The organism is Streptomyces sp. NPDC093598 (assembly GCF_044764825.1).
Lineage (GTDB): Bacteria > Actinomycetota > Actinomycetes > Streptomycetales > Streptomycetaceae > Streptomyces.
This window is the reverse complement of the sequence record NZ_JBIWIV010000002.1, coordinates 1,134,043-1,147,527: the sequence shown is the minus strand read 5'-3', so window position 1 is coordinate 1,147,527 and position 13,485 is coordinate 1,134,043. Positions and strand designations below refer to the sequence as shown.

Here is a 13,485-nt window from a genome sequence, read left to right as displayed (position 1 = left end):
CGGCGCCGCACGCGGAACCAATGGCGATGCTCAGCCGGGTGGCCCGCCCTGCGTCGTGCGGTACGCCCCGGGCGGTGCCCCGTAGCGCTCGCGAAAGGCGCGGTTGAAGTGGAACGGGCTGGCGAAACCCGAGGCCGCGGCGACGCGTTCCACGGGCAGGTCGGTGTTCTCCAGCAGCCGGGCGGCGTGGCGCAGCCGCGCCTCGCGCAGGGCGCGCATGGGTGACTGGCCGAGCTGCCGGTGGAACAGATGGGCGAAGCGGGACGGCGACAGCGCGACGTCCTCGGCGAGCGAGCGGACGGTGTGCCGGGCGCCAGGGTCGGCGTCGATCAGCTCCTGGGCGCGGCGGATCCGTGCGTCGAGGCCCGGCCGGGGCGCCGTCGGGCGGGCGCCGGCGGTGGTGAGGAGGACGATCTCCTCCAGTGCGCACAGGGCCAGTTCACGGGCCGCGCTGCCGTGCGCCACGGCGACCCGCGCGTCCGGGGACGCCGCGTCGGGCGGTGCCCCGGTGCCGGTCCAGCGGGCGTCGGCGAGCATCCGCCGGAACGCCGTCCCGACGCGGTCGTGCACCGCGGCCGGAGCGGAGGTGACCACGTGGACCCCGTCGCCGGCGTCGTACGGCCGTAGCCACGCGGCCCACGACGGGCGGGCCTGGCAGTGCGCCCACCAGAACCGCCAGTGCCCGGCCCCGGCCTCGACCTCGTAGCCGTGCGGGACACCCGGGGCGAGCACGACCAGGTCCCCCGTGCCGGCCGAGGCCCGCACACCGCCCTGCCACAGCTGTCCCCGGCCGCCGGTGGTCCAGGTGAAGAGCCAGCTCGCGGACCCGTGCGGCCTGCTGACGCGGTAGCCGGGCGGCTGGTCGAAGTGGCCGAGCACGACCAGCCCGGGCGGCGGGGCAGGGTCGCCGCGGTCTCCGGTGCTCCCGTGCTCAGCAGTGTCGGGCAATCGGTCAGCACGCACGGGCATCCTCCTCGGCGGCCGGTCGGCCTAGCGTTTCGAACCGAGGACACCTGACCGAGGAGTGCGTTCATGACAGTCACGGGCAACGGCGCCGTCGGCGCTTCCATCCTGGACCCCGCCGGGCTCCGGCGGTACCGGGAGGGTTTCGAGGAGGACGGTTTCACGGTGGTGCGCGGGCTCTTCGGGGCCGACGAGATCGACCGGCTGTGCGGCGAGTTCGCGGCGCTGCGGGCGGCCGGTCCGGTGCCCGGGCACTTCGAGCCGCGCGCGGCGGACACGCCGGGCGCGGATCCGCTGCACGTCTGGCCCCGGGTGATGCACCCGCACGAGATCAACGACCTCGCGCGTGAGGTCCTGCTGGACGCCCGGCTGCGCACGGTTCTGGAGGTGCTCCTCGGGGAGGAGGTGCTGGCTGCGCAGAGCATGTTCTACTTCAAGCCGCCGGGAGCCCGGGGGCAGGCGCTGCACCAGGACAACTTCTATCTGCGGGTGGAGCCGGGGACGTGCGTGGCGGCGTGGGTGGCCTGCGATGCGATCGACCGGGAGAACGGCGGGCTGGAGGTCGTGCCGGGCACGCACCTCATGGACTTGTTCTGCCCGGAGACGGCAGACCCGGAGGTGTCCTTCGCCCGGGAGTACGTTCCGCCGCCGGCCGGCCTGGCGCCGGTTCCGGTGGACATGGCGCCGGGGGACGTCCTGTTCTTCAACGGGAGCCTGGTGCACGGGTCGCAGCCGAACCGGGCGGCCGATCGGTTCCGGCGGTCTTTCATCGGGCACTACGTGGGGCGGTCGGCGGAGCGGATCGGGCGGTTCTACCGGACGCTGGCGATGAGCGGGGCGAGGGTGGAGCTGACGGAGAGCGAGGGGGCGGGGCCCTGCGGAACGGAGTTCGCCCCGCAAGGGCCGCACTGAGCTTCCGGGAACCCGCTTCAGTGCCCGGCTATGGGGTGGGGGCCGTACGGGCGCTGGAGTTCCTCCAGCTCCTTGTCGCTCAACCGGATCTCCACGGCGGCCACCGCGTCCTCCAGATGCCCGGGCTTGGACGCTCCGACGATCGGGGACGTCACCGTGGGCTGGTGGAGCAGCCAGGCGAGGGCGATCTGCGCGCGGGGGACGCCCCGCTCCCCGGCGATGCGGGTGACCGCCTCGACGATGCCGCGGTCGCCCTCCTGGTAGAGGGTGCCGCCGAAGGTGTCGGTGGCGCTGCGCCCGGTCGTGGTGTCCCAGTCCCTGGTGAGGCGGCCGCGGGCGAGCGGGCTCCAGGGCAGGACGCCCACGCCCTGGTCCGCGCACAGGGGGAGCATCTCGCGCTCCTCCTCGCGGTAGATCAGGTTGTAGTGGTTCTGCATGGAGACGAAGCGTGTCCAGCCGTTCAGCCGCGCGGTGTACTGGGCCTTGGAGAACTGCCACGCGTACATCGAACTCGCCCCGATGTAGCGGACCTTGCCCGCCCTGACGGCGTCGTGCAGGGCCTCCATCGTCTCCTCGACCGGGGTGTGCGGGTCGAAGCGGTGGATCTGGTAGAGGTCGACGTAGTCGGTGCCGAGGCGGGTGAGGCTCTGGTCGAGCTCGGTCATGATCGCCTTGCGGGACAGTCCGCCCCCGTTCGGCCCGGGCCGCATCCGGCCGTGGACCTTCGTCGCGAGGACGATCTCGTCGCGGCGGGCGAAGTCGCGCAGGGCCCGGCCGACGATTTCCTCGCTCGTGCCGTCGGAGTAGACGTTCGCCGTGTCGAAGAAGTTGATCCCCGCCTCGACCGCCTGCCGGATCAGCGGGCGCGATGCCTCCTCGTCGAGGGTCCACTCGTGCGTGCCGCGGTCGGGCAGACCGTAGGTCATGCACCCCAGACAGATCCGCGAGACGTCCAGGCCCGTCGAACCGAGCTTCACGTACTGCATCGTTGCTGCTCCTGCCTTCGGAGGGTTTCCACGGGGAGCGTACGTGTTCGCGTGCGCTCGAAGACGCGGCCGGACTCACGCCTGACGGGCTGATCAGCTTGCTGACGTCCGCGGCGATGCCCGCGGCGCAGACGACGACGTAGAGGAAGGGCTTGCGAGCGGCCTGTTCGGTCATCCGGGGAACCCTGGCGACCGCCCGGACTCACCGGACGGGGAACGTGGTGCCGCGCTCCGACTCCGGTCGTGGACCGTGGATGCGGCGCTCCCTCTCCTCGATCGGCACGTCGTTGATGCTCGCCTCGCGGCGGGTCATCAGGCCGTGCCCGTCGAACTCCCACAGTTCGTTGCCGTACGAGCGCCACCACTGCCCGTCTGCGTCGCGGCACTCGTACTGGAAGCGGACGGCGATGCGGTTGCCGTCGAAGGCCCACAGGTCCTTGCGCAGGGCGTACTCCCGCTCGCGCTCCCACTTGCGGGTCAGGAACTCGGCGATCTCGGCGCGGCCGGTGACGAAGGTGTCGCGGTTGCGCCAGACGGAGTCCGGCGAGTAGGCGAGGGAGACCTTGTGCGGGTCGCGGGTGTTCCAGGCGTCCTCGGCGGCCTGGACCTTCTGGGCGGCGGTCTCGCGGGTGAAGGGCGGCAGCGGCGGGCGGTCGGTCATGGATGCTCCCTGTCGGCAAGGGAGAACGAGCGTTCTCCATTAGGCTGCTGCTACCGTAGGAGAACGCTCGTTCTCGCGTCAAGGAGGGTCCGTCCATGGACAGCGCAGTGGCCCGGGAGCGGGCGCTGGACGCCGCCGAGGAACTGTTCTACGGGCGGGGTGTGCAGTCCGTCGGCATGGACGACGTCCGCGGCACCTCCGGCGTCTCGCTCAAGCGGCTCTACCAGCTGTTCCCGGCCAAGGAGCACCTGGTGGAGGCCTATCTGGAGCGGCGCGACACGCGCTGGCGCGGGCAGCTGGCCGAGTACGCCGAGCGGCACGGGGAGCCACGCGAGCGGATCCTGGCCGTCTTCAACTGGCTCGGCGAGTGGTTCGGCGAGCCGGGCTTCCGCGGCTGCGCCTGGCTCAACGCGTACGGCGAGCTGGGCGCCACCTCGGCGCGCGTGGCCGCCCAGGTGCGTGCGCACAAGCGGGCGTTCCGGGAGTACCTCGGCTCGCTCGTGGCGGATGCGGGGCTGCCCGACGCGCTGGCCGGGCAGCTGTTCCTGCTGGCCGAAGGCGCCATGGCCACGGCGGGCGTCACCAGGAGCGCCGAGCCCGCGGCCGAGGCGCGCGAGGCGGCCCGGCGGCTCCTGGACGCCGTGTGAGAGCGGAGGTCAGCTCACCGTCCCGGACACGGTGATGGCGCCGACCGGGCAGGCGCGGGCCGCTTCCCGCAGCAGCGGGCTGCCGCTGTCCTCCCCGCCCGGCAGCAGGGTGCTGTAGCCGTCGTCGTCCTGGGTGAACACGTCCGGGGCGGTCAGGGCGCACTGACCCGCGCCGATGCAGACGTCCTCGTCGATGTCGATGTGCATGTGCGGGGCCCTCTTACCAGGTCACGGGGAGTTCCAGCATCCCCTGGATCGTGTCGCCCGGCTTGAAGGGGATCTCCTCGGCCGGAGCGGCCAGGCGCAGGGTGGGCAGCCGGTCGAAGAGGCTGTGCAGGGCGATCTCCAGCTCGGCGCGGGCGAGGTTCTGGCCGAGGCACTGGTGGATGCCGAAGCCGAACGCCACGTGGTGACGGGCCGGGCGGCTCCAGTCGAGCGTGTCCGGCTCCGGGTAGACCGTCTCGTCGCGGTTGATGACGGAGGTCGCGAAGACCACGCCCTCGCCCTTGCGGATCGTCGCCCCGGCCACCTCGATGTCCTCGACGGCCAGGCGCAGCATGCCGTCCGCGATCGACAGCATCCGCATCAGCTCCTCGACCGCGGCCGGCAGCAGCCGGGGGTCCGCGCGCAGTTCGGCGAGCCGTTCGGGGTGCTGGAGCAGGGTGAAGGTGCCGAGCGAGATCATGTTGGCGCTCGTCTCGTGGCCCGCGACCAGCAGGATGAGGGCCATGGCGATCAGGCCCTCGCGGTCGAGGTCGCCCTCACGCAGCTGCCGGTGGACCAGGTCGTCCAGCAGGCCGGTGCCGCGGTCCCGCTGCTTGCGGTCGATCAGCTCACCGAAGTACGTCTCCAGCCGGTCCCGGGCGTCCAGGACGTCGGCGGTCTCCGGGCCGCGCAGCAGCCTGCGGGACTGGGTCTCGAAGAAGTCGTGGTCGGCGTACGGGACGCCGAGCAGGGCGCAGATCACCATGGACGGCACCGGCAGCGCGAAGGCGCTCACCAGGTCCGCGCCGGGCCTTCGGCGATCATCGCGTCGAGCCGTTCGTCCACGATCTGCTGGATGCGTGGCCGGAGTTCGACGGCCCGCTTGAGGGTGAAGTCCCCGACGACCATGCGCCGCTGGGCGCGGTGCTCGGGGTCGTCGACGCCCAGCAGGGCCGTTCTGCGGTTGCGGATCCCGGCGAAACGCTGGGTGGGGGCGGGGAAGCCGGGCCGGTCGCGGTCGGACGAAAGACGGGGGTCGGCCAGCAGCGCGCGGGCGGTGGCGTGCCCGCTGACGAGCCAGGCCTCGCGGCCGTCGAAGAGGGTGATCCGGGTCAGGGGGCGCTCGGCGCGCAGCGCGTCGTAGGCGGCGGGCGGGTGGTAGGGGCAGGTCCGGCTCTGGGGGAAGGCGACGGGTGCGGTCGTGTCCGTCATGAAGACCTCGCAGACGAGTAGTGCGTCGTGCCGATCTTCATTAGATGCCCCAGGCACCTATGGGGCGACGCGAAGTTCGGCCAGATCGCCGGCGACGGCAACATGGCCGGGGATTGCCGTCCTCCCGTTCGAACACCCGAACTGTGGCCCGGGTAGCGGGATCGGCGTCCCTGCCCGGACACGAGTGTCGCGACCCCGATGCGAAAACCGGTTGTCGGTACGGCGGGGCAGGCCCCAGGATCCAGCCATGTCTACGTTCACTGTTCTCCTGCCGCTGTCCGTCGCCGCTTCCGCCGCGCGCCGACAGCAGCAGTCCGGCCGCCGGGGAGGACCGACTCCGCCGCGGTCATGACGGCCGCGCTCGTCGCGGGGCTGCTCGCCGGATACGGCATCGCCGTCCCCGTGGGCGCCGTCGGGACCTACCTCGTCTCCCTCACGGCCCGCACGTCCCTGCGCACCGGTGTCTGCGCCGCGCTCGGCGTCGCCACCGCCGACGGGCTCTACGCCCTCGCGGCCACGCTCGGGGGCACGGCCCTGGCGTCCGCGCTGCGGCCGGTGCTCGGGCCGCTGCGATGGGTCTGCGTGCTGGTGCTGCTCGCACTGGCGGCATGGGGCGCGGTCACCGCCCTGCGCGAGTACCGCGGCCACCGGCTCGCGACCCGGTCCGCCCCCGCTCCCCCGGGCCCCGCCCGGGCCTATCTGGGCCTGCTGGGCATCACCCTGCTGAACCCCACCACCGTCATCTACTTCGCGGCCCTCGTGCTCGGTTCCCAGGCCACGGGCCCGGCCGGCCCTCTGGAACAGGGCGTGTTCGTGCTGGCCGCCTTCGCCGCCTCCGCGAGCTGGCAGGTGCTGCTGGCCGGGAGCGGGGCACTGCTCGGCCGCGCGCTGACCGGCCATCGGGGGCGGCTGGTGACGGCACTGGTGGCGAGCGGGGTGATGACGGCGCTGGCCGTGCGGATGGCGCTCGCGCCGGGGTGAGGTCGGCTCGGGGACCCCTGAGACCGGATCCGTCGGGGTACGGATGATTCCCGGGGGCACGGGTGTTGAACACAGGCGGCGATGAGCCGCCGACCGACGATGGGACGGATGGTCATGCCTCTCGAGGGCGAGTACGAACCCAGTCCGACGCAGTGGGTGCGCAAGCAGGTGGAGCTGTACGAGAGCTCCGGCGGTACGCAGGGGACGACGCTTCAGGGCTCGAAGATGCCCGTCGTGATCCTGACCTCACGGGGTGCCAGGAGCGGGAAGCTGCGCAAGACACCGGTGATGCGGGTGGAGCACGAAGGGCGTTACGCCGCGGTGGCCTCCCTCGGCGGGTCGCCCAAGCACCCCGTCTGGTACTTCAACCTGCGGGCCGACCCGCACGTGGAGCTCCAGGACGGGCCGGTGAAGCAGGACATGACCGCCCGTGAGGTCACGGGCGAGGAGAAGGCGGCGTGGTGGGAGCGGGCCGTCGCGGCGTACCCGGCGTACGCCGACTACCAGAAGAAGACCGACCGGGAGATTCCGGTGTTCGTGCTGGAGCCGGCCGAGGCCGGCTGAGGCGGGGCCGGCTGCCCGGTGCGGGCAGCCGGCGGGCAGTTCTTCCTTCCCGTGTGCATGAACCGGCTTCGACGGGGCACGCGTGGTTCAGGCCCCGCCGCGTTCCCCCGTCGCGGCGGGGCTTTCCGCTGCCTCGCGGGCCGGTCGGTCGGTCACGTCGAGGAATATCTGGGCCGCCTCGGGCACCATCCGGGCGATGGATCGCTTGATGCGGACGGCGACCTCCTCCACGCGCTCGCTGTCCAGGCCCGGCACCAGGTCGACGCGGGCGGCCACCAGGGCCGTGTCGAGGCCGGTCTTCATCGTGAACAGCGCCTCCACGCTGTCGATCTCCGGCTGGGCCCGCAGCAGCGCCTCTATCCGCCCGCTCGACTCCGGGTCGGCCGCCTCGCCGATCAACTGGTCACGGGCGTCGCGGCCCAGCCGGAAGGCCACGTAGACCAGCAGCGCGCCGATCGCGAGTGAGGCCGACGCCTCCCACACCACCTGCCCGGTGACCATGTGCAGCGCCATGCCCACGATGGCCAGGGTGACGCCGAGTACCGCGGTGCCGTCCTCGGCGACGACCGTCCGCAGGGCCGGATCGCGCATCCCGGCGGCCGTGCCGCCCTGCCGGCGCACCTGGTACAGCGCCCGCAACAACGAACCGCCCTCCGCGAGGAGGGCGATTCCGAGCACGATCAGGCCGGCCACATAGCCGCCGAGTTTCTCCTGTGAACCGCTCGTCAGGGCCTCGAAGCCCTGGAAGAAGGAGAAACAGCCGCCCATGACGAAGATCCCGACGGCCGCGAGGAGCGACCAGAAGAACCGCTCCTTGCCGTAGCCGAAGGGATGACGCCGGTCGGCGGGGCGGCGGCTGCGGCGCAGTGCCGCGAGCAGGAACACCTCGTTCATACTGTCGGCCACCGAGTGGGCCGCCTCGGACAGCAGGGCGGGTGACCCCGCTGCCAGGCCGCCGATGGCCTTGGCCACCGCGATCACCAGATTGGCCGCGAGCGCCACCAGCACGGTGACGCGTGTCCTGTGATCACTTCCTTCATCAGTCACCCACGCCGATTGCCCCGGTCGGCGGTGCTCACACCGTGCCGTCGGCGGAAAACGGGGAACGCGTTCACCAGGGCCCACGTACGGCAAGGAGGTCACCCCCATGAGCCGCGACGACGGCGACGACGGCAACACCGGCTACGGAAGGAGGGCGTTCAAACGGTCCAAGGCACATTTCGCGGACCGGATCACCGCGGACGGCGGGGACGGCTGGCCGGTGGAGGCCGGCCGCTACCGTCTGGTCGTCAGCCGGGCCTGCCCGTGGGCGAGCCGGTCACTGGTCTCCCGGCGGCTGCTCGGTCTGGAGGACTCCCTGTCCCTGGCCGTTGCCGACCCGATCCAGGACGACCGCAGCTGGCGCTTCACGCTGGACGAGGAGGGCCGCGACCCGGTCCTCGGCATCCGCTATCTCAGCGAGGCCTATGACCGCCGGGAGAGCGACTACCCCGGCGGGGTCAGCGTGCCGGCGGTCGTGGACGTGCCCAGTGGGCAGCTGGTGACCAACGACTACCAGCAGCTCACCCTCGACCTCGCGACCGAGTGGTCGGCCCTGCACCGGGACGGCGCGCCCGACCTGTACCCGGACGCGCTGCGCGACGAGATCGACGAGGTGATGGCGGACGTCTACGAGGACGTCAACAACGGCGTCTACCGCGCGGGTTTCGCCACCGGGCAGCAGGAGTACGGGGCCGCCTGCACGGGCGTGTTCCGGCGGCTGGAGCTGCTCGCGGCCCGACTGGAGCGGCAGCGGTACCTCGTCGGCGACACGATCACCGAGGCGGACATCCGGCTGTTCACCACGCTGGTCCGCTTCGACGCGGTCTACCACGGCCACTTCAAGTGCAACCGCTGGAAGCTGACGGAGAACCAGGTGCTGTGGGCGTACGTCCGCGACCTGTACCAGACGCCGGGGTTCGGCGACACCGTCGACTTCGACCACATCAAGCGCCACTACTACCAGGTGCACACGGGCATCAACCCGACCCGCGTCGTCCCGCTGGGCCCGGACCTGTCCGGCTGGCTGACCCCGCACCACCGCGAGGAGCTGGGCGGCCGGCCGTTCGGTGACGGCACGCCGCCCGGGCCGGTCCGCGCCGAGGAGCGGATACCGGCGGCGCACACCCCCTGACCCCCTTCACCCCTCACCACTTCAGCGAACAAGGAGTTCCCGTGGCAAAGAAGAAGAAGATGTCCCTGGCCTACCAGCCGCTCGGGTTCGTGCTCGGCTGGTCGGGCGGCTGGCTGGCCGGCCTCGCCTTCCGCAAGACGTGGATGGCGATCCGGCACGAGGAGGACGCCCCCGACGCGCTGGACAAGGACCGCAGCTGGGGCGAGGTCCTGGTGGCCGCCGCGATCCAGGGCGCCATCTTCGCGGTGGTGCGCAGCGCCGTGGACCGCGCGGGCGCCAAGGCCATCGAGCGTTCGACCGGCACCTGGCCGGTCGGCGAGAAGGGCGGCCGGGACTGACAGCCGCCCGGCCCCGCCCGGCCCCGCCCGGCGGCCGCCGGGCGGGGCCGGCCTGCGCTCACCCGTCCACTTTGATCGCCTTCATGGTGAGGTGGACTCGAGGCGCAGCAGGAAGTAGTCGGGCGTGCGTACATCCGCCGGGATTCGACGAGCCTGCTGAGTATTCTCGCCGGCACGGCCCTCCATGTGGCCTTGGCCCAGCACGCTCTTCACCCACTGACCCCCGACCGGCAGCGGGCCGCACGGCCGGACAGCGGGTCCGCCCTGTCCCGGATCGGTTTCGACGTCCTCGGGCGCCTCGCCCTGGACGAGTGCGAGGCGCCGAAAGCAGATCTCACGGTCCGGCCGCTGCCGGCGTCCGGCCGAACCGCGCTCAGCCCTGTTTGGGGGCCGTCGGTGCGGTGCGGCGCAGGGTGAAGGAGTGGCCTGCCGGGTCGGCGTAGCCGCGCTCCTCCAGCGGGCCCGAGGGCTCCTTGGCCTCCAGGGGGCGGCCGCCGAGGCTGATGACGCGGCGTTCGACCGCGTCGAGGTCGTCGACCACGAACTCCAGATGGGCCTGGAGGGAGTTCTCGGGGCGCGGCCAGCTGGGCGGGGTCGCGTTGACGTCCCGGCGCAGTGCGATCCGGAAGCCGTCGGCGCTCTTGATCTCCACCCGGTTGGCGGTGGCGTCCGACTCCTCTCCCTCCAGCAGTTCCTTGTAGAACACGGCGAGCTTCTCGGGCTCGGCACAGTCGAGCACGAGGACCCCCGCTTTCACCAGTGCCATGTCTCCTCCGCAGGATCGCGGTCGCGGGGCGGTCGTGCCCCGCGGACCCGTACCTTGCGGATATCCCGGACCGGCGGTTTCAGTCGGTCTTCAACCACCGTCCGTCGCGCATGAGTTCGCGGCCGTCGAGTTCGTCGGCCTCCCGCCAGGCCTGCACCCGCCGCGGCACGACCCGGAAGTAAAGGTACGGCGTGGCGAGCCGGCGGGGGTCGAACCCGGTCTTGGCGGCGAAGAGTTCGGCGTCCTGCTCGGTCAGCTCGCCGGGCTGGACCGTCTCGACGGTGCCTTCGACGAGGACGACGTCACGGGTCGGCCCGATGCCCACCCGCGCCCGGCCGGACGCGGCCAGGTTGCGTCCGGTGGGACTGGACGCGGGTGTGGCGAACAGCAGGTACGAACCGTTCCAGAGGAAGGACAGCGGGACGAGGTACGGAGTCCCCGTCGCACTGTCGGCCGTGGCGACCCAGGCGTCCACGTCGTGTTCGAGACGGTGCAGGGTGTCCTTCTTGCGCTGCTCAGCGCTGCGTGCCGGTGCGGACGTCATCTCGGTGCGCCTCCTGGAGAGTCGTCGAACGGACTGCGACCAGTGTGGCGTTCCGGGCCTCCGGAGGCTCGGCGGACAAGCCGGTACCGAGTGAGGGAGGAGGGAGTATACGCAGCTCATGCGCTTCGGGCAGTAACGGAGATCACGGCAGGGTCACGGAATGGCTCATTCACGTCGTGGGCAGCCTCGTACCGCTTCTCGGTTCAACTTTCGAACTGCGAAGTCCAGTTCGAGTGCGCGGGCGGTCACGGCACCGTCCGTTCGCAGGGGTGGGGGACTCTGCGTTCCGTCTCCCGAAAGGAAACGCATGCCTCAGGACGTCCGGTTCGACCTGCCCTTCGACACCCCTGTCAGCTACCCACACGCCTCGGGCGAAGTAGCGCATCTCGGATCCAGTGGTCGCGCTACGCCTGACGGGCCGCGAGTGCTTCCTGATCAACACAGCTGAGGCGGCTCACGGTCGTTCGCAGCAGGAGCCAAAGCCGGTCGCGTGAGTCCGGCTGTCCGGCGAGGCCGTCGCGGCAAGTACACAAGATTCCCGGACACGGCCGGTCAACGACCACGGTCGATCGATTCCGTTGCCAGGACCACAGCTTATGGGGAGACCGGTGTGAAATCTCGAGTCGCAGGTGCTGTTCCGAAGGCGTCCGCCGACAGCTTGCTCCCGGCGCAGCCAAGCGCCCAGCTCCAGCCCACGGAGGCGGGGAACGCCCTGACCCGCCTCCTGGTGAAACACATCAACGGGAGCACTGAGCAGTACCGAAGGTCCCAGAACGCCGCTCAGCAGCGGCTGAACGCATTCGGCTCCCCCCACTCCAGCACCACGCTGCATGTGGAGGGAGCCCTCCATCTGGCGCGGCCCGCGTTCCTCCCGCCCGACGAGGAGGGCTACGCCAGGTTGAGGCACCTCGACACCAGCCTGCGCATGATCGAAGCAGCCTTCCCCCAAGTCAGCACCGACATCGAGGTCTGCAGACTGACCTGCGCGATGCTGGAAGGGGCCTGGAGGAGCCGGGCACTCACCCCGCCGCGCGAGGAGGAGCAGACAACCGTCTGCGCCTGCCCTCTGTGCCGTCGGCTGCCCACGCCCCCCGCACGCACGCTGGACGACTACCGTTGGCGGCAGAGCGCCGGCCGTCCCCTCAGCGTCAAGACCTGGCCACACCGCCGGGAACTCGACAGCGTCCTGACCGGTGGATGGTCCTGGACCCGGCAGATGAACGACCTCGAACGAGACCTCGGCCACCGCCACCGCTTCGAGGACGACATCCTCGTCTTCCACGAATACAAACGCGTGATCGACACCATCGACACAACGCGCCTCACCCGACACGTCGAAGACCGCCTGGCCGAGAATTTCAGCACCAACAGCGCACGGGCCCTGGTCTCCGGACTCTTCGCAGCCCACAAGCGATCCGTCGACGAGTACTGGCTCCGACAGCACGACGCGGGCAGCGTCATGCTCCCCCAGACCAACCCGCTCAACCAGAGCACCTACTCAGCCCTGCAGATGCTGGACTGCCTGTTCTGGCACGTCGCTCCGGACACCGAACTCTGGCAGGAAGAAAACCTCGCCTCCCTGCTGCTGTGCCGCGTCATCGACGACATGGCCGACGTACGAGCCGACGCCCTCACCGGCGAGATCAGCAACTTCTGGCTCGCCGAAATGCCCACCCACACCAAGGCGCTCTACGCTGCCTGCGCGATAGCCCTCGTCAAGTACGGCTGCATGCCCGAGGCCCACAGCCCGATGTGGAACACCTGGCTGATGACCACCACCATCGTCTGGATGGGGCTCACGGGCCGCCACGCCCTGTGGTTCGACGGCATCACCCAGGGCCTCCCTCCGGCCGAGGAGTGCCCGCTGTGCGACCTGCAGCCCAACCCATGCACCGGCATCCTCACCCACGGCACCACCCTCACCATCGCCCCGCGGCCCACCACACCAGCACTGAGCACCCGGACCGCCGAGCTGTCCGCACGCTGTCGAGCCCAATACCCCCGGACATGGCCTCTCTTCGACGCCGAGCTCCATGCCTTCGAAGCCCTGCACGGCCCGTGGTACGGCAACACGGACAGCACATGGGAGATCTTGCGCCGTACCTACATCGCCGCAGTGGAGGCATCCAGCGCCGCACCCTCGCCGGACCGCGCCCGTCATGTCCAACAAGACGCCGGCGTAGTCGGATCCGAGAGGTTCCACACCCTGCACGACCCTCAGACCGGGAGGGAAGACACCGCACTGCTCGCCTACATGTTCGGCTGTGCCCACCCGCATTTCCTCTGGAACGCCACGGGATACCGGCCCACGGGCGTCGCAGGCGACTGGCTCGACGGCTGACGCCTCGACCTGAAGGCCCGGACCGCTGCTCGCACCCGCCTGGTGGTGGTGGGGGCCCGGCCTGCGCCCGGCCCCACCGCGGACGCGAAAGCACTGCCAGGGCATGGCCGTACTCGGCTGCGGCGCTTACCACCGCCTGCACCCACGTACGGCGTTGCCCGGCCGGAAGCCGGCCGGGCAACGGTCTGCCGGC

At 71.2% G+C, this 13,485-nt stretch carries 14 protein-coding genes and 1 pseudogene; 7 read left to right on the top strand and 8 right to left on the bottom strand.

Translation table 11 applies throughout. The annotated features are described in order from the left end of the window. Nucleotides 1–30: 30 nt before the first annotated feature. Complete coding sequence (locus ACIRDU_RS11255; protein WP_403577061.1) at nt 31–969, bottom strand: helix-turn-helix domain-containing protein; 939 nt, start codon at nt 967–969, stop codon at nt 31–33. A gap of 63 nt (nt 970–1,032) precedes the next feature. Here ACIRDU_RS11255 and ACIRDU_RS11250 point away from each other — a divergent pair, with 63 nt between their 5' ends. Beyond that, nucleotides 1,033–1,875 (top strand): phytanoyl-CoA dioxygenase family protein, encoded by an 843-nt coding sequence (locus ACIRDU_RS11250; RefSeq protein ID WP_403577059.1) that lies wholly within the window; start codon nt 1,033–1,035, stop codon nt 1,873–1,875. 17 nt (nt 1,876–1,892) lie between these two features. Here ACIRDU_RS11250 and ACIRDU_RS11245 read toward each other — a convergent pair whose 3' ends face one another. Next, nucleotides 1,893–2,861 (bottom strand): aldo/keto reductase, encoded by a 969-nt coding sequence (locus tag ACIRDU_RS11245; protein ID WP_403577057.1) that lies wholly within the window; start codon nt 2,859–2,861, stop codon nt 1,893–1,895. A gap of 202 nt (nt 2,862–3,063) precedes the next feature. Further along, the gene (locus ACIRDU_RS11240; protein WP_403577055.1) at nt 3,064–3,522 is read right to left on the bottom strand and encodes a nuclear transport factor 2 family protein; all 459 of its coding nucleotides are present in this window, start codon (nt 3,520–3,522) and stop codon (nt 3,064–3,066) included. A 95-nt stretch (nt 3,523–3,617) separates the two neighbouring features. Here ACIRDU_RS11240 and ACIRDU_RS11235 point away from each other — a divergent pair, with 95 nt between their 5' ends. Continuing rightward, nucleotides 3,618–4,169, top strand: coding sequence for a TetR/AcrR family transcriptional regulator (locus tag ACIRDU_RS11235; RefSeq protein WP_403577053.1), 552 nt, complete (start codon nt 3,618–3,620; stop codon nt 4,167–4,169). A gap of 9 nt (nt 4,170–4,178) precedes the next feature. On the opposite strand, the gene ACIRDU_RS11230 is transcribed toward ACIRDU_RS11235, so the two are convergent. Further along, a complete protein-coding gene (locus ACIRDU_RS11230) occupies nt 4,179–4,376 on the bottom strand; it encodes a ferredoxin (RefSeq protein ID WP_403577051.1) in 198 nt (65 codons plus the stop codon). A gap of 13 nt (nt 4,377–4,389) precedes the next feature. Continuing rightward, nucleotides 4,390–5,585 (bottom strand): annotated as a pseudogene (locus ACIRDU_RS11225) (cytochrome P450). Between the two features lie 348 nt (nt 5,586–5,933). On the opposite strand from ACIRDU_RS11225, the gene ACIRDU_RS11220 reads away from it, so the two are divergent. Next, complete coding sequence (locus tag ACIRDU_RS11220; RefSeq protein WP_403577049.1) at nt 5,934–6,566, top strand: LysE/ArgO family amino acid transporter; 633 nt, start codon at nt 5,934–5,936, stop codon at nt 6,564–6,566. A 114-nt stretch (nt 6,567–6,680) separates the two neighbouring features. Further along, entirely contained in the window at nt 6,681–7,130 is a 450-nt protein-coding gene (locus ACIRDU_RS11215; protein ID WP_403577397.1) for a nitroreductase family deazaflavin-dependent oxidoreductase, read from the top strand. An 87-nt stretch (nt 7,131–7,217) separates the two neighbouring features. Here the strand turns inward: ACIRDU_RS11215 and ACIRDU_RS11210 are convergent, their stop codons facing one another. Further along, nucleotides 7,218–8,138, bottom strand: coding sequence for a cation diffusion facilitator family transporter (locus ACIRDU_RS11210; protein WP_403577047.1), 921 nt, complete (start codon nt 8,136–8,138; stop codon nt 7,218–7,220). Nucleotides 8,139–8,277: 139 nt separating this feature from the next. Here ACIRDU_RS11210 and ACIRDU_RS11205 point away from each other — a divergent pair, with 139 nt between their 5' ends. Both ACIRDU_RS11205 and ACIRDU_RS11200 read left to right on the top strand, forming a co-directional pair. After that, a complete protein-coding gene (locus ACIRDU_RS11205) occupies nt 8,278–9,303 on the top strand; it encodes a glutathione S-transferase family protein (protein WP_403577045.1) in 1,026 nt (341 codons plus the stop codon). Nucleotides 9,304–9,344: 41 nt separating this feature from the next. Then, on the top strand, nt 9,345–9,641 hold the full coding sequence (locus ACIRDU_RS11200; protein WP_403577043.1) for a DUF4235 domain-containing protein: 297 nt from the start codon (nt 9,345–9,347) through the stop codon (nt 9,639–9,641). A 373-nt stretch (nt 9,642–10,014) separates the two neighbouring features. Here the strand turns inward: ACIRDU_RS11200 and ACIRDU_RS11195 are convergent, their stop codons facing one another. Both ACIRDU_RS11195 and ACIRDU_RS11190 read right to left on the bottom strand, forming a co-directional pair. Further along, nucleotides 10,015–10,407 carry a VOC family protein gene (locus ACIRDU_RS11195; RefSeq protein ID WP_030845174.1) on the bottom strand — a complete coding sequence of 131 codons (393 nt, stop codon included), beginning with the start codon at nt 10,405–10,407 and terminating at the stop codon, nt 10,015–10,017. Between the two features lie 79 nt (nt 10,408–10,486). Then, the gene (locus tag ACIRDU_RS11190) at nt 10,487–10,951 is read right to left on the bottom strand and encodes a pyridoxamine 5'-phosphate oxidase family protein (RefSeq protein WP_403577041.1); all 465 of its coding nucleotides are present in this window, start codon (nt 10,949–10,951) and stop codon (nt 10,487–10,489) included. Between the two features lie 832 nt (nt 10,952–11,783). Between ACIRDU_RS11190 and ACIRDU_RS11185 the strand changes: the two genes are divergently transcribed. Next, nucleotides 11,784–13,292: a hypothetical protein gene (locus ACIRDU_RS11185; RefSeq protein WP_403577039.1), complete on the top strand. Its 1,509-nt coding sequence runs from the start codon at nt 11,784–11,786 to the stop codon at nt 13,290–13,292. Nucleotides 13,293–13,485 lie beyond the last annotated feature (193 nt).

What these genes read in the sequence shown, in the direction of transcription:
- ACIRDU_RS11255 (WP_403577061.1), bottom strand. Translation starts at nt 969, where the DNA reads ATGCCCGTGCGTGCTGACCGATTGCCCGACACTGCTGAGCACGGGAGC.
- ACIRDU_RS11250 (WP_403577059.1), top strand. Translation starts at nt 1,033, where the DNA reads ATGACAGTCACGGGCAACGGCGCCGTCGGCGCTTCCATCCTGGACCCC.
- ACIRDU_RS11245 (WP_403577057.1), bottom strand. Translation starts at nt 2,861, where the DNA reads ATGCAGTACGTGAAGCTCGGTTCGACGGGCCTGGACGTCTCGCGGATC.
- ACIRDU_RS11240 (WP_403577055.1), bottom strand. Translation starts at nt 3,522, where the DNA reads ATGACCGACCGCCCGCCGCTGCCGCCCTTCACCCGCGAGACCGCCGCC.
- ACIRDU_RS11235 (WP_403577053.1), top strand. Translation starts at nt 3,618, where the DNA reads ATGGACAGCGCAGTGGCCCGGGAGCGGGCGCTGGACGCCGCCGAGGAA.
- ACIRDU_RS11230 (WP_403577051.1), bottom strand. Translation starts at nt 4,376, where the DNA reads ATGCACATCGACATCGACGAGGACGTCTGCATCGGCGCGGGTCAGTGC.
- ACIRDU_RS11220 (WP_403577049.1), top strand. Translation starts at nt 5,934, where the DNA reads ATGACGGCCGCGCTCGTCGCGGGGCTGCTCGCCGGATACGGCATCGCC.
- ACIRDU_RS11215 (WP_403577397.1), top strand. Translation starts at nt 6,681, where the DNA reads ATGCCTCTCGAGGGCGAGTACGAACCCAGTCCGACGCAGTGGGTGCGC.
- ACIRDU_RS11205 (WP_403577045.1), top strand. Translation starts at nt 8,278, where the DNA reads ATGAGCCGCGACGACGGCGACGACGGCAACACCGGCTACGGAAGGAGG.
- ACIRDU_RS11195 (WP_030845174.1), bottom strand. Translation starts at nt 10,407, where the DNA reads ATGGCACTGGTGAAAGCGGGGGTCCTCGTGCTCGACTGTGCCGAGCCC.
- ACIRDU_RS11190 (WP_403577041.1), bottom strand. Translation starts at nt 10,951, where the DNA reads ATGACGTCCGCACCGGCACGCAGCGCTGAGCAGCGCAAGAAGGACACC.